This window comes from Mucilaginibacter gracilis (genome assembly GCF_003633615.1).
Lineage (GTDB): Bacteria > Bacteroidota > Bacteroidia > Sphingobacteriales > Sphingobacteriaceae > Mucilaginibacter > Mucilaginibacter gracilis.
The window spans coordinates 2,831,458-2,852,796 of record NZ_RBKU01000001.1; the positions used below are offsets into that span (position 1 = coordinate 2,831,458).

Sequence of the window (21,339 nt, forward strand, 5' to 3'; positions counted from 1 at the left end):
CCTTGCGTTATTTTATTGATTGATAATGGAGTGTATAACATGTAAGAGCCCTAACCGGGTTATTGCCAAATTTTGTAAGTCGTGCGGGGTTGCTATTGTAAGTACACCTGCAACAACATCAACCGTAAGTGCCACAGGCGCTAGCCAGTTTGACGAACTGGACGCCTTAGTAGGCCTCGACGAAGTAAAGGCGCAGCTTAAAAAGCAAATTAATGCCGCAGTTAATATGCGCAAGGCTGGCTTTAGCTATGATAAGCATAATTTGTTTACCATTTTAGTTGGCGATTCGGGCACCGGTAAAAACACCATTGTAAATGCACTTGGTGCTGTTTTATTTAAAAATGGCATAACAACCCAAAATGCCGTAAAAGCGGTAGCCGCAGCCGAATTTGGCGAATTTGCACGCGACCTTAAAACTAATATAGACAATGCCAAAGGCGGCATACTTTTTATAGATAATGTACATCAGTTAGTGCCTTCGGGTTATCAACCCGGTCAATCAACACAGATAGACAAATTATACGCCGAGATTGAGAGCCGCCCGCCCGACCCGATTATTGTTTTAGCATCTAAAGAGGACGGCTTCCGCGAATACCTAAAGGCAAACCCCGAGGTTAACAACAGGTTTAACCTCAAATTTTATTTGCCGGTGCTAACGCTGGATCAGATGGTGGCTTTGGCCGAAAAAACTATTCAGGATCAGCGATATACCCAGCAGGATAGCTTTTCGGCAAAGCTAAAAAACCGTTTGTCTTTTTTGTTTCGCAATCAAAGCGATGCCGAACAGGCTGTTAAAATTGGAAAAGGCGGTTTTTTGGTACTTAAAGAAGTTAACAACGTGATTAGCGACCATTTTGCCGACCTGGATATACAGTTTCCGCCACAAATGTTGCTCGAAACGGATATTAAGGGCCAGGTTTACATCCCCAAAACTGCCGCCGAAGTACTCGCGGATTTGGATGATTTTGTTGGTATGGATTCGGTTAAAAGTTTCATCCGCAATCTGGTCAATCTTACAGCAATTCAGCAAAAGGATGCAGCATTAAATGGTAACGCCGATATTATTGGTGCACACATGATATTAACCGGCAATCCCGGTACGGGCAAAACAACTTTGGCAAAAAAGCTCGGCGAAATATTTGCCGCATCGGGCATACTATCCAGCGGGCATGTGATAGAGGCCGACCGCAGCAAACTCGTCGGCCAATACGTGGGCGAAACCCCTCTGTTGGTTCAAAAAGCCTGCGATGAAGCTATGGGTGGAGTGTTATTTATTGATGAGGCTTACACGCTGATGCAAAACGACCAGGACACCTACGGCCAGGAAGCTATTGACACCCTGATAAAACGAATGGAAGACGACCGGGGCAAGTTTATTATGATAGCTGCCGGTTATCAAAAACAAATGCAAAATTTTATTGATGCTAATCCGGGAATGAAATCGCGGGTAAAGGATAATATTTTCAACTTGCCCGATTATAATTCGGCACAGTTACTTCAAATTTTGCGCGGTTTTGTAAAAAAAGGTGGGTTTGAATTACAGCCCGAAGCTGATACCAAAGCAGCAACCGTATTGCAGGAAATGTTTGACCAGCGAAGCCGTGATTTTGGTAATGCCCGTGATGTTAGGAGCTTGTACGAAGCTATACTCAATAAACGGGCTGCCCGGATAAGCGCCGCAACTTCCGAGAATTATGACAGGATACTGTTAGAAGCGGATGTGCCGAAACAGGAAACGGACTTGTCTACAGGAGTGGATGTGATTTTAAGCGAACTCAATCAACTAACGGGTCTTGGCGGGGTAAAAACCGAAATATCCGAAGTGATTGACTTTTTACAGGGCGAAAAACTCCGGAATGCATCGGGAACAAAAAAAATGAGCATCAGCCTGCATTTTGTTTTTTCGGGCAACCCCGGTACGGGCAAAACTACGGTGGCCCGCATTTTGGCTAAAATATTTAAAGGCCTGGGTGTTTTACCGTCCGACAAGTTGATAGAGGTAACCGATAAAGATTTGGTTTCGGGCTACGTTGGGCAAACTTCGGTACAAACAAACAAAGTTATTGATAGTGCAATGGGTGGGGTATTGTTTATTGATGAGGCCTACACGCTATCAAAAGGAATAAGCTCTGGCGGTGGCGGCTTTGGCAGCGAGGCTATTGACACCCTGTTGAAACGTATGGAAGACGACCGTGGTAAATTTATTGTGATTGCCGCAGGCTACTCTAAAGAGATGGGCGACTTTTTAAATAGCAACCCGGGTTTAGATTCCAGGTTTTCTAAAAAAATAACGTTCGACGATTATTTGCCTGATGAGCTTAACCAGATTATGCTATCCATGATAAAACAAAACGGTTTTTCGGTTGATGATGCTGCGCAACAAACCGTTAAGCAATACCTGGCAGATGTTTATCAAAAGCGCGATAAGCGTTTTGCCAATGGCCGCACCGTTAGAAATGCTTTTGAAGACATTGTTCAAATACAATCAAAACGAATAATTAAGCAAAAAAATGATGGGTTGCCGTATGATGCTTTGGCAATTATGGCAGCAGATATACCTTTCCAGGCTACCAAGGATGTTTCTGTAAGCGATATTTTGGCCGAATTGAACAATTTAACCGGACTGCAAGCCGTAAAAAATGAAATAAACAGCCTGATAAGTTTCCTGGAAATACAAAAAATGCGGCAGCCCGCCGGCTATAATTCGGCAACGGCTTTAAACCTGCATTTAATTTTTAAGGGAAGGCCGGGCACGGGTAAAACAACCGTGGCGCGCATTTTGGCCAGTATATTTAAGGCACTGCATGTTTTACCTATTGGCCAATTGATTGAAACCGACCGCAAGGATTTGGTTGGGCAATATGTGGGGCACACGGCCAAACAAACTTCGGATGTAATCGACTCGGCAATGGGTGGCGTGCTTTTTATTGATGAAGCTTACACGTTGATACCCGAAGGAAACCCTAACGATTTTGGTAAAGAAGCTGTAGATACTTTATTAAAACGGATGGAAGATGATAAAGGTAAATTTATTGTTATTGCAGCCGGTTATCCTGGTGATATGGATCGTTTTGTGGCATCTAACGAAGGTTTGGCGTCGCGCTTCCCGAAGGTGATTAATTTTGAGGATTACAAGCCGAACGAACTTTACGACATATTTGAAGGCATGCTTGCAAAAAATGAATTAACACTTGCGCAAGCCGATACCGACAAGGTACAGGCGCTTTTTGAAAACATGTACAATACCAGGGATGAGCATTTTGCCAACGGGCGATCGGTAAGGAATTTATTTGAGCGATCAATGGAAAAACAGGCCGTTAGGTTAAGTTTATTGAAACAGCAGGGTACGGATATTACACCTTTGATAAACGAAATTATTTATACCGACCTTATTGATTAACCATGACAGACACCATAAAATGCCTTGATTGTACAGCCGATATTGAAATGGATAGTGCTTATTGCGACCAATGCGGTAAACAAATATACTTGTGCGAAACCTGCGGCAAACCGGGTAACCAAAAATTTTGCGAATACGACGGAGGTAATTTAGTTGCCGCAAAGCCAGGCACCACACAAACCGTAAATTCACAAAACCTTAGCCAGGTGGTAGCAACCGCCGTACCCCAAATTTCCACGCCCCAGCCTGCTGCAACTGTTAATAGCAATGGCGTTATTCCGGCATTAAAATTAATAAACCATACGCTTAACCTCGATATTGATTTAAAGCCCGGTGAGGTATTTGGAAGAAATACAGGGCCATATGTAGATAAATTACAAACTTATTCTGCCATATCCGGCAAGCACCTTATTTTTCGTTATGAGGCTGTTGGCGGCTGGAGCTTTGAAGATTTAGGCTCAACCAACGGAACAAAATATAGCACCACCAATATGGATTGGAATAATGTAGTAAAATGTGTACCGGGTAAAACTTTTGTGATAGAAGATGGTACTTATATTTTGGTAGCTAATATTGAATTTGCTGTTAAAACAGATCAGTCGGTGGCAACCGGCAATGCTGTGCCCACAAACGGAACCCAACATTTATGAAGTTTGCAATAGAGGCTATATGCAACATTGGCGCGGTACGCAAAAGTAATCAGGATATGATATTGATAGGTAATCAACTCATTCGTGATGAGGCGGTTGAATATACCATTGATGCTACCGAGCGAAATTTTTTTGTTGCAGTTTCCGACGGGATGGGTGGCCATTTGGGAGGTGAGGTGGCAAGTGAGCTTGTGGTAAATCATATGCAAACTTTGGCGGCTCAATTGCCCAATTCTTTAAGCAAAACCCAGCTTTATGCTATCCTTAACCAGGGTATAAAAATGCTTCATGAGGGCCTCAATGCAAAAGGCGAAGCCAACCCAGCATATTACCAATTAGGTGCAACCTTTATTGGCTTGTTAATTTATAACGGAGCAGCCTATTCCGTTAATATTGGCGATAGCAGACTGTACCGGCTGCGTGGCGGTATACTTGCCCAATTATCAAACGACCATAGTTTGAGTAACCTTTTAAACGATGCCAATATACCTTTAAACAGATTAGCAAACGCGTTTGGCGGAGGGGCAAAAACAATATTTTTCGATTTTGAAGAAGTTAATCTGTTGGATAACGATGTGATGTTGCTATGCTCGGATGGTTTTAATAACGAACTAAAATTTGAGCAGATTGAAAACATGCTGAGTTTGAATAGCCCCTTAGCAGATATGGTAAACCAAGCTATAGCCAATGGTGGAAACGATAATATTTCGGCAATTAAAATTTGTATCTCATCGGTACAATAAAATGTGTTAAAGTACTCGGTTTTTGTACTGATGTAGGCCCGTAATAGTAAAATCTTAATAGCGCAAATAATTTGTGTTAATAACCACCCCAAAAATAAATTTAAAATAGTTGTAAGGAATTAACGGCGCGGGCGACTAAGCGGCAAATGATTAGTTTTACAACACTTGTTTGTAATTGAGTAAAAAATAACGCCATTTAGTATACTATGCCAGCAGATCAAAGTACATCTACTGTTTCGCCCGGCAATGCTATCCACCCGCACGGATGGGTAGCCGCCCATGCAGATTACCTGTACAGCTTTGCCTTAACAAGAGTAAACAACCCCGAACTTGCTAAGGACCTGGTTCAAGAAACTTTTTTAGCGGCCCTGCAAAAGGTAAAAAGCTTTGAGGGCCGTAGCAGCGAAAGAACCTGGCTAACCGCTATCCTGAAAAATAAAGTGTTTGATGTTTATCGCAAAAGGTCTTCGGGATTGTCGCAACAAACAAGTACCACAGATGCAGAGCAGGAACAGGCAGACTTTTTTGACCAGGAAACGGGCCACTGGAACGATGAGTACCGGCCAGTAGCTTTCGGCGCGGAGGCAGCCGACCCCATGGAGAGTAAAGAGTTTGCTCAAATACTGCAAAAGTGTATGCAAAAGCTACCTGCACTATGGATGGCAGTTTTTACCATGAAACACATGGATGATACAAATACCGATAATATTTGCGCCGAATTGAAACTGACTCCCAATAATTTTTGGGTAATTATTCATCGCACTAAACTTAATTTACGGGCGTGCCTTCAAAAAAACTGGATATAGCCTAAACACATGAACGAGATAAAAAAAATTACTTACAACTGCCGTAAAGCAACCTTTTTGATTGAAAAGAAACAAATAGGCGCAATATCGCTGCGCGAACAGTTGGAGCTTAGGTTGCATTTGGCGGGATGCTCGGTATGTAAAACTTTTGAACGCCAGAGTATATTAATTAACCGAATGGTAAAGCAATTGATTAATGATAATCAACACCCGGAAATAAAGCTTAGTGATACCGTTAAAAAGGAGATGCAAAACAGGATTGAAAACGAATTAAATAAAAATTAAAATAGTTTGTAAGGAGGGGTGGCTACATGCAACTAAGCAGGTAAATAAACAACCACAACTCATGAAAACTAAAAACTTTAAATTAAGCTTTATCGCAGTGTTGATGATAGCTTGTTTCACCATCTCGGCTCAGGCAAAAACAAATGGCACTACGCTAAAGGCAGACACTGCTAAAATGGCCAAGAAAAAGATGGACAAAATGAAAATGGACAAGATGAAAGCTGACAAAATGGACAGTAAAATGGCAAAAGCAAAACCTGCCAAAAAGCAAATGAGCAAAATGAAAGATACCACAAGTAAAATGTAAGGTAAATTTTGTTTACGAGAGAAGGATGCCTGTAATCCTTCTCTCTTTTTTATATCCACCCCCCCCCCAAAAAAAAATCAAATGAAGAAATTAATACTATTAAGCTTTTGCATGATGATGCAACTGGCCGTATGGGCACAAAGTGGCCTAAAAACAGGGGACGTGGCACCTCAATTTACAGTAACTGATAATTTGGGCAAAACAATAAGTTTGAAAGCCTTGCTCAAAACCAACAAGGCTGTGCTTTTATTTTTTTATCGCGGGCAATGGTGCCCTTATTGCAATAAGCACATTCAGCAATTGCAAGATTCGTTGCAGCTATTAACAGCAAAAGGTGCCTACGTGCTTGGCGTAACACCCGAAACCGGAGATAATATCAACAAAACCATCGAAAAAACGCATGCTTCATTTTCAATAGTACATGATAAAGATTATCGTGTGATGAAGGCCTACGATGTTAATTTCGCGATGGATGCAGCGATGGTGGCCAAGTACAAAACTTATGGTATAGACCTTGAACGAAACAATGGCAATACCGATAATGTGTTACCCGTACCGGCAACGTACCTGATAGATAAATCCGGTAAAATTATTTACGTTCAGTTTGATAAAGACTATCGTAAAAGAGCCTCTGTGGCTGCTATCCTCCAAAAGCTATAATTATTGTCTCCCGTTAGCCTGGTGCTGATACGGGAGATTTTTTTATCCACACCTAATTTTCATTATACCCACCCCTCATTTGCTGCAATTGTGGCGGGTGAGGGGTGTTTGCTTAGCTTACTTTTTAAACAAGCATTTTATTCTTACCACTCTCTCAATATCCGCATCTCGCGAAAAAAAATTAATCGATGCCTCATGTCATTGTAACTATGTATTGAAGTATGCGTAAAAAAGCTAAGGTATTGCTATATTTAAATCGTTATTTGGCAGTTTACAGGTTTTTTAAAAATGTTTGGTGGCTTGCATAAAAAACATTATTATAAGTTACATTGCTGTTGCTGTAATTAAAAATGTACTATGGTTAAAACTTACCTGCTCAAAATAATTTTCCTGCTCGCCATATTCACCCAATTTTTCAGCCGGGTATCGGCACAGTATGCTATCGGCGGCACTGCTGGTCCTAATTTATATAATTCGGTTTACTGGCTCACCTGGGACCCTACCGGGCAAGGCAGCACCATGATATCATACCCAGCCGGGGCCAATGCTTATAATGTTGTAAACGGTACTTATGTATGGCAATTTTCGCCCACGGTGCGTATTACCGCCATTATTAGTAACGAGGCTTTTTTGGGTGGTGCAACGGCTACCATGTCGTCTTCTACGCCGGGCATCTACGAGCACGATGGGCTCGATCTTATTTATTCGGGTAATAACCAACCCAAGCCAGCGTCGAGAGGTGTATCTAATTCAAGTTTGGTAAGCCCATACGGCGGACAGGTAACATTTGATATTGATGTTAAGGTGGCTATATTAATTAATGGCGTGTACACGGATGTAATATATCCGGGCATGGTAATTGCCGATGCAGAATCTATTGATTCGAGCGGCGAATTTATTTCGGGAGATACGCCAAACCCCATTTCATGGCAGTTAATTAACAAAAGAACCGAAGGCAATGTTCAGGATAGCCATTATAAGATGGATCTGTCGAACGGTGGAAGGTCATTTAAACTTTATGCCGATTTATTGCCCGGTAACTTTGGTGTGCAGGCGGTATTGTTTGCTCACGGGGCGCGTAACCTTAAAAACGTTTCGATGAAAGGGTCGGGTTTAACAGGGATAGGGATAGGTTTTGTTTTGCCCTTTGATGAGGGCGATGCGCCGTCAACATACGGTACACCAGGGCACTACATCGATCAGTTTCAAATAACAGATTATTATGCCGGCGACGGTACCTATGCGGTTGTAAACTATCAAACCACACCGCTTTTAGCTAAGTCGAGCGTTTATATTGGCGATAATAATGTTGACCCGGATGGACAACCCGTTAGCAGTTTACTGGCCAATAACGATGATTTGGTTGGCAACGCCGACGAAAGCACCTTAGTGCCAGCTACCTTGCCTACCGTGAAAGTAAATCAGGCTGGTAATGTGGTGTTCAATATACCTGTTACTAACGGCAAAAGCATTCCGGCAACGCTCTATGCCTGGATAGATTTTAATGGCGATGGGGTGTTTTCTGCCAGCGAAATGGTGTCGGTACCTGTACCGGCAAATACTAATAACCAGGTTTTTGTACTCACTTTTTTAAATTCCAGTTTCTCCAGCAAACTAAAAGTTGGGCCTTTATATGCCAGGCTCCGCATCACAACAAGTACACTTTTGGATGATACCGGTACCAATATTGATGAGCGTAGTGTTTCGTACGCCGCCGATGGCGAGGCCGAAGATTATAAATTGAATGATGTTGTGGGCCTCTCCATTTCCGGAACCATATTTGACGACCATAACGGAACCCTTGATGGCCTTATATCAGGCACAGCAATTCAAAAGGTATCTGGCGTGCAGTTGTATGCTTACCTGGTTGATAATACCGGTGTGGTAGTAAATAAGGTAACTGTTGCCGCCGACGGAACTTATACTTTATTAAACATTAACAACGGTACTTATACGGTTGCCATTTCAACAAATAACGTAGCAACAGGCAGTTTGTTGGCTGCCGTGGTAGCAAATTTACCCGCTGCCTGGCGAGCCGCAGGCGAAACCTATGGTATCAACAATGCGGGCAATACTGGTATAGAAGCCGGAACGCCAAACTGCCGCATACAGGTGGTAACACCAGGATCGAGCCTGGATGTTACGGGTGTGAATTTTGGGTTAAACCAAATCCCGATTGCCGTTGCAGATGCAGGCACAACCACAATTGGGACGCCTATAACGCTTGATATACCTGCTAACGACTCGGACCCGGATGGCACACTTGATATTACGAAAGTGTTGTTGATAGACCCTGCCGACAATGTAAAGAAAACAACAGTAACCATTGCGGGCCAGGGCACCTATACCGTAAACACCACAACAGGCAAAGTAACGTTTACACCTGTTGCCACCTTTACCGGGAAGAGTACTATAATGTACACCATTAAGGATGACGCAGGCGCCGAAAGTGCAAGTGCGTTAATAACAGTAACCGTAAAACCAGTAGGTACAAATGATGTTGGCCAAACGCCGGTTAATACACCCATTACAACCATAGTAACGGCTAATGATGGCCCCAGTGCTACAGGTGCCACGGTTACTGCGGTTACACCACCTGCGCATGGTACTATACTTGTAAACCCATCGGGCACAATAACTTACACTCCTGCTAACGGATATGTAGGTACAGATACATACACCTACATACTAACCACGCCCGATGGTACCGCATCCGACCCGATAACCGTTACTATTACTGTTTACACGGCATCATACACCTTAACTAAGGCGGCTACCAACAGTGTAAGCAAAACCGGAGACATCATTACTTATGCGTTGATAGTTACCAATACCGGCACCTCGGTTTTATCAAATATTGCCGTAACTGATGCGGGGGCCGATGCCGGTTCTATTACACCAGCATCAGTAGCCAGCCTCGTGGTGGGAGCGTCAACCACAGTAACCGCAAAACATACTGTAACGCAGGCCGATGTTAATGCAGGCCTTTACAGTAACCAGGCGGCAGCTACCGCAACCGACCCTAAAGGAAACGTGGTAACCAAACCAAAATCCGACGACCCGTCGACAAGTGCCGTTGACGATCCAACGGTGGTTACCATAGTGCCGGTGGCTGCGGTTACCCTCACCAAAACGGGGGTACTATCTGGCGTAACCCAAATTTTTTATACGTTTGTGATAAAAAATACCGGCAACGTAACCCTTACCACGCTCACTTTAACCGATGCTGTTTTAAACCTTACCGATTTTTCGATAGCATTACCTTCCGGAATATTGGTGCCCGGCGCAAGTGTAACTTATACCACAATATATTCGGTAAGCCAGGCAAACAGAGATGCCGGCAGCGTAACCAATTTGGCCACGGCCACAGGTAAAGATGCTGCTGGGCATACGGGCAATTCAACATCGGGCGTAGTAATTTCGGTGCCAAAATCTCCTGTGGCTGCAAATGATGTATCGGGCACTACCTCAAACCAACCGGTAGTAATCAGCATCCTCACTAATGATAGCCCGGGCAGTGTACCGTTTGATCCAACAAGTATCGAAATCATGACCCAGCCCGCGCATGGAACAGTGAAAGCTAATAGCGACGGAACCGTAACCTATACGCCAACAATTGGTTATAACGGCCCCGATAGCTTTACCTACCGCGTGAAAGATATTTACGGTTATTACACCAATATTGCTACCGTTACAGTTACAGATGTTTTTGAAGGCATTAAAATACCTACCATGTTTACACCGAATGGCGATGGCGTAAATGATGTATTCGAGATTAGAAACCTTAACCAATATGCCCATAACGAACTGATAATTGTAAACCGGTGGGGCAACGAGGTTTACAGGCAAAACGACTATCAAAACACCTGGAGCGGCACAGGCCTTAACGAGGGTACCTACTATTATTTATTGCGTTTAAAAACCAACGAAGGAACGGATTGGCAGGTGTTTAAAGGTTATGTGACATTGATAAGAACATTAAAAAAATAATGGAGAAGCATTATAATATGAGACGAATACTGATCTTATCAACATTGATGCTATGCGCCAGGCTTGTTTATGCACAGCAGGATGCGCAGCAAAGCCAATACATGTTTAACGGTATTTATATTAACCCGGCTTATGCCGGCTATAAAGAAAATTTAAACCTGCATAGCTACTACCGCACCCAATGGACGGGTATTAACGGGGCACCCAAAAGTATGTCGTTAGCGGTGGATGCCAGTGCTAATGATGGTAACGTTGGCCTGGCCATGCAAATAAGCAGCGACAAGTTGGGCGCTCAAACTAATCTTTCGGCCTATGCCAATTATGCTTACAGGTTAAGGCTAAATGCCGACGGTACATCGAGGCTGGCATTTGGTTTAGGTGTTGGTGTTATGCAGTTGAGTATGGATGGCTCGTTATTAAGCACTAACGACCCAGAGCCTAACCAGTTAACCGGCGTACAAAGCCTTATAGTGCCCGATGGAAGGTTGGGCATTTACTTTGCAAACAAAGCTGTTTATGCGGGCTTATCGGTTGATAACTTAATTGCACAGTATGGCAATTTTAAAAACTTTAATTATGTGGCGCAGCCAAAGCCGCATATTTATTTAACCGCCGGTATGCTTTTACCGCTTACCGAGGATATAAAACTTAAGCCGAGTGTTTTACTTAAAGACGATAGGGGCGGGCCTACCAGTTTAGATGCCAATGCCTTTTTTATTCTTGGTGATAAAATATGGTTGGGCGGCTCATACCGCATGGGGGTAAAGCTTTACAATAAAAACTATTTACAGAGCGACCTGAGCAACAGTAATTCGGCAGTTGCTGCAATTGAGCTTTTCCCTGTAGAAAACCTGCGTGTAGGTTATGCTTATGATTTATCAGTTGGGCCATTGCAGGGTTATAGTGGCGGCACGCACGAAATTTCAATAGGCTACTACTTTAAAACCCGCAAAAGCAGGATGCTTACACCGAGGTATTTTTAATTATTGCCGATTACAAAAACAGAATGTTTGATTAGTATGAACATATAAATGAAGAAAATATTTACAATTGTTGTTTTGATTGCGCTAATTATGCTTGTAAAAGAGGGTAGGGCGCAGGCCATACTTAAAGAGGCCGACGAGCAATACAATTTGTTTAATTATAAAAAAGCTGCCGAATTATACTCGCAGGCATACTGGCAAAAAGAAACCCTGTATACTGCCGAACGCCTGGCCACCTGCTACAGGCTGATGCACGATTATAAAAATACCGAAAGCTGGTATGTTACCGCAATGGGTTTCCCGGGCAGTAAGAGTGCTAATATTTTATACTATGCCGAGGCTTTAAAAAACAACTCGAAGTATAGCGAGGCAAAAGAACAGTTTGAAAGTTACGCAGCACTTGATAAAGAAGTAACCCGGTTTCAGTTGAGTATCTGGTTGTCTTCTTGCGATTCGTCTATGCGCTGGATGCGGCATCCTACGGCCATCGTGCTAAAAAATGAGCGTGCTTTAAATAGTCCGCAATCCGACTGGGGAGCTGTTAAATATCAAAACAGCGTGGTTTTTACTTCCGATCGTTTCAACAAAAAAGCTGAAAAGGCCGCGATGGACGATAAGCCATTTTTGAAAATTGATGGCGACAAGTTACCCGACAGAAAGATTTACGGTTGGACGGGTAATGATTATCTGCGCTTATATCAATCGCCGGTAGGCGGAAGCGGAGGCGATTCGCTCAAACTTTTTTCGATTGCTGCTCCAACAGATTATCACGTAGGTGCGGCTGCATTTTCTAAGGATGGCAACGAAATTTATTTTACCTTAACAAGGGCTCCCCAAAAAAGCGAGGGGCCTAAATCGGTCATCAAAACCATCAATCTTGAAATATATTGGGCGAAAAAGAACCCGGCAACCGGCGGATGGCAAAAGCCTGTTCCGTTTAAATACAATAATGTAGACAAGTATTCGGTAGGCGATCCTTTTGTATCTCCAGACGGGAAAACGTTATATTTTGTATCCGATATGCCGGGAGGTAAAGGTGGAACAGATATTTATTATTGCCAAAGGGATGAGCAGGGCGACTGGGGTACACCGGTTAATTTGCGCGACCTCAATACTGCCGGTAACGAACGCACGCCAATAGTTGATGAAGGGAACAACCACATTTATTTTTCGAGCGATGGCGGTGTAGGTATGGGCGGCCTTGATATTTATAAGGCAGAGCGTAATGGCCTTACGTTTGGGCGGATACTTAATTTGGCCTATCCCATCAACTCGCCGCAGGATGATTTTGCATTTACTTTAACCGGCGGCGGTTCAGGGTATTTCTCGTCTAACCGGCTGGGCGGCCTCGGCAGCGATGATATTTATAGCTTTAGCGATAAGCAATTTGTTAACTACAGGCTGGAAGGGATAACTTATGATAAAATTACCCGTTTGCCGCTTGTTAACAGCATTGTAACCTTAACTAAAACAGGCGGAACGGAATTAAAGGTACAAACAGATTCGTTAGGTATGTTTCAGTTTAACCTTGAGGAGGAAAGTGATTATACCCTGATGGCCGAGAAAACAAACTTTAGGAGTGATAACCAGGCTATAAGTACAGTAGGCTTAACAACATCGCAAACCATCAAAAAAAATCTGTATCTCGAAAAAACAACCTTAAACAAGGCCATACGCATAGAGAATATTTATTACGATTTTAACAAATCAAACATCAGGCGCGATGCCGCTATTGAACTTAATAAGTTAATTAAAATATTAAACGAAAACCCAACTATTTGGATTGTACTTGGCTCGCATACAGATAGCCGTGGCAACGATGCCTATAATTTGGCCCTTTCACAACGCCGGGCTAATGCTGCTGTAAAATATATTATAGAAAAAGGCGGTATTGATAAAAACCGTATAAGTGCCCGTGGTTATGGCGAAACGCGTTTGCTAAACCGTTGTGCCAATGGTGTTAAATGTAGCGAAGCCGAGCATCAGCTAAACCGCCGAACTGAATTTACTATTGTTAAGCAATAAACGTTTAGCATATTGCTTGTAAAACTAACAGCCCCTTTTCCGGGTAAGAAAAGGGGCTGTTGGTTTATAACTGCTGCTGGTAGGCTACAAACTTGCCAATTCGGTTTTTAGATATTGAAATCCGGGGCGTGTTAATACATCCGCCGAGGTACAATCGTCTCTCAATTTTTTTAATTTGGATAAAGCCGTTGGCACTTGAGTGCCGTTATAAAGCGACAGTAAATCGTCTAACAAATGGCCAAAGGCACTTACTTCTATGCGCTCCAGTGCGTTGGCCAGTTGCAGATGGTTTTTATCGTAAAAGCAAGCTGCGCCAAAATCGCCAAACAAGGTGTTTCCTTCATCGTCTATTAAAGTGTTGTGTGCATATAAGTCGCTGTGCATAATGCCCTTGCTATGCAGTTCGGTAGCTACGGACGCTATTGTACCTGCAATTTTTAAAATTTGCCCGGCAGTAAGGCTCAACCCCGGTTTAAAAACATCGCGTGTACAGCTTACTAAACTTGGCGGTAAACCCAGGTTGTAATAACGCTCGGGTATCAGTTCCATCACAAGGCCTTTTTTATCTTCGGGATGTGCAGTAATTTGCCCCACCAGTTGTACCAATCCCGGATGTGAGCCCGCAGTAATACAGGTATTCATCTCGTCTTCGGGGAAACCATCGCTGGTAACAGCACCCTTAAATATTTTTACGGCCACCGTTTTAGTTTCGGTGCCGTTGCGCCATGTAGCTTTTGATATAATGCCCGATGCGCCTTCACCAAGCAAACTATTTATTTCCAGCTCATGCCAGCCAACAAAAGCAAGCGGATTTATTGCCGGTGTTACGTTAAACGGATTGCCCGAAAACGCCAGCCACGAAAGTTTTGGCATTGTTAATAGCCAGTTGGGTAACTCGGTTAGTTTATTGGCCGATATGCGTAAAAGTGCTAAGTTGCGGCATTGGCTAAGTTGATAAGGTAGGCTGGTTAGTTGATTGCCGGCAAGCATTAGCTTTTGCATACGGCTGCAATTGCCTATTTCGGCGGGCAGGGCTGTTACCCTGTTATCCGTTAAAATTAACCAACGCAAATTAGGATTAAGAGATTTTGGAGGTATGGTTTCTATCCTGTTAGCTTTAAAACCCACTATATCCAGTAAAGGGCAGTCGGCCAAAACTTCGGGCAGTATGGTAAATAAGTTTTCGGAGCAGAAAAAGATTTTAAGTTTCTGTAACCTACCAAAATCAGCAGGTAACGCACTTAGCTTATTTCGCGACAAATCAAGTACTTCCAGCGTATCAGCCAGGTCAAATATTTCTGTCGGGAAGCTATCAAGATTTTCGGAGAGTTTAAGCGATACTGCGCCTTTTAGTTCGCCGTTTTGTAATTGTTTTAAAGTTTGCATGGCCTTCTATTGCCATCGCAATATAGAAGAAAAAATTGTAGCTATCTTAATTTCCTTTACCATAGTTATTGTTATCTCAATAAACTCTTTGTGTATTTTTTAGCCATTCGGCCATAGCATTTGTTTGGCCGGTATTCTCTTTACGCCATTTGGCATTGTCTATTTTGCTGTCGGTTAGGGTAATGGTATGGGTAAATGCCTGCATATTGGTGCTTTGGGCAAGGTTATAAAAATAGTCGGCAAAAAATTTATCAAAAAACAATTTATCGGTTTTCTTCTCCGATAATTGACCGGCTAAACTAAATATAGCTTTCAGTTCGTATTCAAATAATTCTAAACCGCTTAACTTTTTTGCCTTGCCCGACGCCACTGCCATTGAAATTCCTGAATTTAATGCATCGGTTTCCTTTCCGTTGTTATCCGAAACTGGCAGTATTGTATTGCCTTTATCGTCTTTAAGTACGCCGCCCTGCATAATATGTTGGATGTTACCATAAGCTTCAATAGCTCGCGACCCGGTTGGTTCCAGCAGCAAAAAACTGCAGAAACCCAATAAGGCATTTACCCGTTTGTTTTGATGAAAGGTTACCAAAGCGTACAAACGATGGTTGGTTGCCTGTTGGGGATTATGCTTTATAGCTTCAATAATACTGCTTTCGGCCTCCGCGTATTGCTTGTTGCGGAAATAGGAGATTGCTAGGTTATAATAGATTTGCGGGTAGTCAGGTTTTATTTTTATGGCAGCGTTATATGTTTCAATTGCTTTTTGAGCTAGATGGTCGTCATCGTAAATAGTAGCCAATAAACAATATGCTGCCGCGCTTAACGTGGCATTATTTGATTTTATTGCCTTCTCAATATGCGGAATGGCCTCTTTGGGTTTTTTGAATGTAAAAAGAGAGAACGCAATTTGATAATTGGCATATTCATTTTCGGAATCGTTTTTTAATACCTCATTAAATTTATCAATAGCCTCGGCATATTTTCCCTCATTGTTTAGGGCCACACCCTGTTTAATCAGCTCCGTTGCAGTATTGTTATTTTGTGCTTTCGCAGAAACACTGTAATGTATAATTAAGGCAATGATGAACAATAATTTGTGAAGACGTTTCATGTTTTGAAACTACAAAATGTGCCCGTTAACTCGAAACGATTTTTAATTTGTTGTTGGTGAAAATCGCTCATCTAACCAACGCCCGCACAGCAGCTAAATTTAAACTTGTAAGCAAATTATTATACGTTTTATCTAAAATAAACAAAGCCCATAGATTGGTTGATCTACAGGCTTTGCTATGATTAGAAATGGAATTGGTGCTTATTTCCAGCCACCGCCTAACGAGCGGTATAATTCGGATACGGCGTTTAGCTGGTCGCGTTTAATGGTTGCCAGTTCAAGTTCGCTTTGTAATACATTGCTTTGGGCGGTAATTACTTCCAGGTAATTAGCCATGCCATTTTTAAATAGCAAGTTGGCGTTGCTTGTTGCTTGTTGCAGTGTACTTACACGGCTGGCAGCTATATTTTGTTGCAATTTTAACTTGTCTATCTTCACCATCGCGTCTGATACTTCGCCTACAGCATTTAACACCGACTGGCGAAATTGCAATACTGTTTTTTCGCGCTCAACCTGGGCTACCTGGTATTTGGTTTTTAGCTCCTTATGCTGAAACACAGGTTGTATAACGCTACCCGCCACTATACCAAATAACGATGCCGGAATATTGAACCAGTTACTTGCCGTGAATGTGTTAACGCCCCCACTTGCGGTAATACGCAATGCCGGGTACATATCGGCTTTACTAATGCCTACGTTGCTGTTTGCTATAATGAGTGCAAGTTCGCTGCTTTTGACATCGGGCCTGCTGCTTAACAAATTTGTAGGTACACCGGCAGATAGAGTTTCCGGTACGCTAATTTGATCGATAGTGGCATTGCGGGTAATTTGATCGGGCAGTTGGCCGGTTAAGATGCTTATTGCATTTTCCTGAATGCTGATATTTTCCTCAAATTGCGGTATAAGTTGCGCAGCCGCCATTTGCTGTGCCTGCGCTTGCTGCACAGCCAGCGATGTTACCTGCCCGGCATTGTATTGTAATTGAATAATACGCAAGGTACTATCATTTAGCCTTACGTTTTGTTTGGCAATTTTAATTTGAGCATCCAGCATAAGCAGGTTAAAATAACCTTGCGATACGCCTGCTACTATATTAGTTTGTATAGCTTTGCGTACTTCGGCAGTTTGCAGGTAAGCGGCAAGGGCACTCTTTTGTTGGTTATGTATTTTACCCCAAATATCCGCTTCCCACGAAAGTGAAAGATTGGCCGAGTAATCTTCAATATGTTTTGAACTAAGGTTATATTGGCTCAAACTCAAGCCTGTTAAACTATTATCGGAAGGGCGACTGCTACTGGCTGTTACGTTTAAGGCAACCTCTGGTACATAGTTCCATTTAACCTGTTTAAGCAACAATTGCGATGCCTCGACATTTTTAACCGCTATTTGCATATCGTAGTTTTTTACAATAGCGCTATCTATCAATTTTTGTAGTGTAGCGTCGGTAAAAAAACTTTTCCACTGTATGTTGGCTATGTTGCTGGTATCGGTTGTTGTGGCGGTGTACCTGTAATTAGCAGGTAATGTAGCAGTTGGCGCAACATCTTTTGATACTTTACAAGCACTCAAAAAAAGTAAGATTAGAGCGAGCCTGTTAATTTGATTTTTCATTTTTGTTAATATTTATAGTGGTAATGAACAGCCTGTTGCAAAAGCAGGCGGTTCATTCGTGTTTTATTTAATTACGGTTATATTCGTCATCCAGCACGTCAACGTGAGGGGTGTGATGTGCGCCGTGTCCGCCATTATTCAATACAGCTAAGGGTACGCCGGTAATTTTTTCTTGCAACCCTTGAAAAATTACAAACAACACCGGGATAATGAATAGGCCCAGGATTACTCCCGATACCATACCACCCGCTGCGCCGATACTGATGGAGTGATTACCTTGCGCCGATGGGCCGGTTGCAATACTCATGGGGAACAAACCGAAAACAAAGGCAAGCGATGTCATGATGATGGGGCGCAGCCTTAGCCTTGCAGCCTCAATAGCTGCGGCCACTAATGGCTGGCCTGCCTTTCGGCGCTGCACCGCAAACTCCACAATTAAGATGGCGTTTTTAGCCAGTAAACCGATGAGCATAATGAGTGCCACCTGTACATAAATGTTGTTTTCGATACCAGTTAAGCCCAATACCACAAATACACCTAAAATACCCGTAGGGATTGAGAGTATAACAGCCAGAGGCAATACATAACTTTCGTATTGTGCCGATAGCAGGAAGTACACAAATATTAAACAAAGAATAAACACGATGGTTGATTGCCCGCCCGATGCAATTTCCTCGCGGGTTTGGCCCGAAAACTCGTAGGCAAAGCCCGATGGCAATTGTTCTTTGGCAGTTTCTTCTATCGCCTTAATGGCGTCACCAGAGCTATAGCCCGGTTTCGGAATGGCATTGATTTCGATTGAATTAAACAAATTATAACGCGAAGCAGTTTCGGAACCATAAACGCGGGTTAGCTTAACCAATGTATTGATAGGCACCATTTCGCCAAGCTTGTTTTTAACAAAAACACGGTCTATTGATGATGGATCTGTCCGGTCGGCAATATCTGCCTGTACAACCACACGGTAGTATTTACCAAAGCGGTTAAAGTCCGATGCCTGTGCGCTGCCAAAATAGGCCTGCATGGTTTGCAAAATATCCTTCACATTTACGCCCAGTTGGTTAGCCTTATCGTCGTTAACTTCTAACTGTAGTTGCGGATAATCGGCTTTAAAGGATGTAAAAGCATAAGCAATTTCCTTTTTCTTCATCAATTCGCCTATAAACGTGTTGGCTACGCCACTAAATTTATCAAGCTTGCCGCCTGTTTTATCTTGCAATACAACATCAAGTGCCTCAACGTTGCTGAAACCCGGAACGGTTGGGAAACTGAATACAAAGAAACTACCTGCCGTTATCGCGCCCAGTTCGCCGCGTATTACGTTTTGTATGGCATCAATATTTTTAACCGCGCCCCTATCTTTATTAGGTTTAAGCAATACAAATATTACCGCCGCCGACGGGCTGTTTGATGATGTTAACAGGTTAAAGCCCGATATGGCCGTTACAAACCTGGCAGCCGGTAAGGCCTTTAATTTGGCTTCGGCTATGTTTAGCATTTTGGTTGTACCATCTAACGATGTTCCGGATGGTGTTGAAACAGCAATAGCCACAAAGCCCTGATCTTCGGTAGGTATAAAGCCCGATTTTGTTGTTTTACCCAGGTAAACCGTGATAGCTATAATTAATACCAGGCCGCCAATTGCAACGCTTTTATTTTTTATAAGGAACTTTAAGCCGCCAACATACCTGTTAGTTATTGCTGCAAAGCTGCTGTTAAAACCGGCATAAAATTTATCTTTAAAGCCTTTTTTAACTACAACATCGCCTTCCTTTCCATGATTACTTTTTAAGAATAAAGCCGCCAGTGCAGGGCTCAATGTTAATGCGTTAACCGCCGATATGATAATGGCGATAGACATGGTGAAGGCAAACTGCCGGTAAAATATACCTGTTGAACCCGTCATGAAACCTACAGGTAAAAATACGGCTGCCATTACCAGCGTTATGGATATAATGGCACCTGTAATTTCGTGCATGGCTTCGGTTGTGGCAGCCTTGGGTGCTAAATGCTTGTGCTCCATTTTGGCGTGTACGGCCTCAACAACCACAATGGCATCATCCACCACAATACCTATGGCCAATACTAAGGCAAACAAGGTTAAAAGGTTAATTGAGAAGCCAAACAGGTTCATGAAAAAGAAGGTGCCCAAAATAGCCACCGGAACGGCTATTGCCGGAATTAAGGTTGAACGGAAATCCTGAAGGAAAATAAATACTACGATAAATACCAGTATAAAAGCTTCTATCAGGGTATGCTCAACTTGGTCAATAGATTCGTCTAAAGCGGTTTTGGTACGATAGAACTGGTTGTACTTAATACCCACCGGGAAATCTTTAGCGGCTTTTTCCATCACCTTATCAACGGCTATCTGTATTTCGTTAGCGTTTGATCCGGCTAATTGTATTAAGCCGATGGCAATACCGTCGTGCCCGTTTAAGTGGGTTACGCTTGTGTACGAATAGGCACCAAGTTCAACACGTGCCACATCTTTTAAGCGTAGTACCGATCCGTCTGTATTGGCACGTATGGCAATGTTTTCGTATTCTTCGGGTTTGGTAAGTTTGCCTTTGTATTTGATAATGTATTCAAATACTTCGCTGCTGCGTTCGCCAAGTTTACCCGGTGCTGCTTCCAGGTTTTTATCCTGAATGGCTGCCATCACTTCGGCGGGGGTAATTTTGTAGGCCGCCAATTGGCCAGGCTTAAGCCAAACACGCATAGAGTAATCTTTAACGCCACCAAATATGGTTGCGTTACCAATGCCTGCTATACGTTTTATTTCGGGTATAATATTGATTTGGGCGTAGTTGGCCACAAAAGCCTGGTCGTATTTTTTAGGATCTTCGGTATACATACCAACGGCACCAATTAAACTGTTTTGCTGTTTGGTGGTGGTTATACCTTGTTGTACAACTTCGGCAGGTAACTGGCTTGTGGCTTGTGTTACCCGGTTTTGAACGTTTACCGCAGCCTGGTCTGGATTGGTACCTTGTTTAAAGTAAACGGTAATAGCCAAAGTACCATCGTTACTGGCGGTTGAGCTCATATAGCTCATGTTTTCAACACCATTAATTGATTCTTCTAACGATGGCGCTACCGAACGCAGCACAGTTTCGGCATTGGCGCCGGGATATACGGCTGCTACTAATACAGCAGGCGGCGCAATATCCGGAAACTGTTGTAAAGGCAAATTGTTTAAGCCAAGTATACCCAATATCACCAATAAGATGGAGATAACGGTTGAAAGTACCGGCCTTTCTATAAATTTTTGGAACATGATTTCTTTATTTAGCAGAGGCAAGAAGCGAGTGGCGGGAAGCAAGAACCAAGATGCAGGAAGCAAGATAGATTGGTCTTTATCTTCGCCTTTGCTTTA

Annotated in this window: 14 protein-coding genes; 10 read left to right on the forward strand and 4 right to left on the reverse strand. The window is 42.9% G+C overall.

Going from position 1 to position 21,339, the window contains the following annotated elements; translation table 11 throughout:
* The first annotated feature begins 25 nt into the window (after window positions 1-25).
* From BDD43_RS12125 to BDD43_RS12170, 10 genes are all read left to right on the forward strand, one after another.
* Window positions 26-3,400, forward strand: coding sequence for an AAA family ATPase (locus BDD43_RS12125; protein WP_121197920.1), 3,375 nt, complete (start codon window positions 26-28; stop codon window positions 3,398-3,400).
* A gap of 2 nt (window positions 3,401-3,402) precedes the next feature.
* Window positions 3,403-4,050 (forward strand): FHA domain-containing protein, encoded by a 648-nt coding sequence (locus BDD43_RS12130; protein WP_121197921.1) that lies wholly within the window; start codon window positions 3,403-3,405, stop codon window positions 4,048-4,050.
* Window positions 4,047-4,793 (forward strand): PP2C family protein-serine/threonine phosphatase, encoded by a 747-nt coding sequence (locus BDD43_RS12135; RefSeq protein ID WP_121197922.1) that lies wholly within the window; start codon window positions 4,047-4,049, stop codon window positions 4,791-4,793. The genes BDD43_RS12130 and BDD43_RS12135 overlap by 4 nt, the downstream gene beginning before the upstream one ends.
* Window positions 4,794-4,999: 206 nt before the next feature.
* Window positions 5,000-5,599, forward strand: a complete 600-nt coding sequence (locus tag BDD43_RS12140; RefSeq protein WP_121197923.1) for a sigma-70 family RNA polymerase sigma factor — start codon at window positions 5,000-5,002, stop codon at window positions 5,597-5,599.
* A gap of 9 nt (window positions 5,600-5,608) precedes the next feature.
* On the forward strand, window positions 5,609-5,884 hold the full coding sequence (locus BDD43_RS12145) for a hypothetical protein (protein WP_121197924.1): 276 nt from the start codon (window positions 5,609-5,611) through the stop codon (window positions 5,882-5,884).
* A gap of 61 nt (window positions 5,885-5,945) precedes the next feature.
* Window positions 5,946-6,191: a hypothetical protein gene (locus tag BDD43_RS12150; protein ID WP_147425624.1), complete on the forward strand. Its 246-nt coding sequence runs from the start codon at window positions 5,946-5,948 to the stop codon at window positions 6,189-6,191.
* An 81-nt stretch (window positions 6,192-6,272) separates the two neighbouring features.
* The gene (locus BDD43_RS12155) at window positions 6,273-6,851 is read left to right on the forward strand and encodes a peroxiredoxin family protein (RefSeq protein WP_121197926.1); all 579 of its coding nucleotides are present in this window, start codon (window positions 6,273-6,275) and stop codon (window positions 6,849-6,851) included.
* A 357-nt stretch (window positions 6,852-7,208) separates the two neighbouring features.
* A complete protein-coding gene (locus tag BDD43_RS12160) occupies window positions 7,209-10,841 on the forward strand; it encodes a CshA/CshB family fibrillar adhesin-related protein (protein WP_121197927.1) in 3,633 nt (1,210 codons plus the stop codon).
* 17 nt (window positions 10,842-10,858) lie between these two features.
* Window positions 10,859-11,824, forward strand: coding sequence for a PorP/SprF family type IX secretion system membrane protein (locus BDD43_RS12165; RefSeq protein WP_121201970.1), 966 nt, complete (start codon window positions 10,859-10,861; stop codon window positions 11,822-11,824).
* A gap of 48 nt (window positions 11,825-11,872) precedes the next feature.
* Complete coding sequence (locus BDD43_RS12170; RefSeq protein WP_121197928.1) at window positions 11,873-13,849, forward strand: OmpA family protein; 1,977 nt, start codon at window positions 11,873-11,875, stop codon at window positions 13,847-13,849.
* An 84-nt stretch (window positions 13,850-13,933) separates the two neighbouring features.
* Here BDD43_RS12170 and BDD43_RS12175 read toward each other — a convergent pair whose 3' ends face one another.
* From BDD43_RS12175 to BDD43_RS12190, 4 genes are all read right to left on the reverse strand, one after another.
* Window positions 13,934-15,235: a leucine-rich repeat-containing protein kinase family protein gene (locus BDD43_RS12175; protein ID WP_121197929.1), complete on the reverse strand. Its 1,302-nt coding sequence runs from the start codon at window positions 15,233-15,235 to the stop codon at window positions 13,934-13,936.
* A gap of 76 nt (window positions 15,236-15,311) precedes the next feature.
* Complete coding sequence (locus tag BDD43_RS12180; protein WP_121197930.1) at window positions 15,312-16,349, reverse strand: tetratricopeptide repeat protein; 1,038 nt, start codon at window positions 16,347-16,349, stop codon at window positions 15,312-15,314.
* Between the two features lie 201 nt (window positions 16,350-16,550).
* Window positions 16,551-17,960, reverse strand: a complete 1,410-nt coding sequence (locus tag BDD43_RS12185; protein WP_121197931.1) for an efflux transporter outer membrane subunit — start codon at window positions 17,958-17,960, stop codon at window positions 16,551-16,553.
* A 67-nt stretch (window positions 17,961-18,027) separates the two neighbouring features.
* Window positions 18,028-21,240: an efflux RND transporter permease subunit gene (locus BDD43_RS12190; protein WP_121197932.1), complete on the reverse strand. Its 3,213-nt coding sequence runs from the start codon at window positions 21,238-21,240 to the stop codon at window positions 18,028-18,030.
* Window positions 21,241-21,339: the final 99 nt, after the last annotated feature.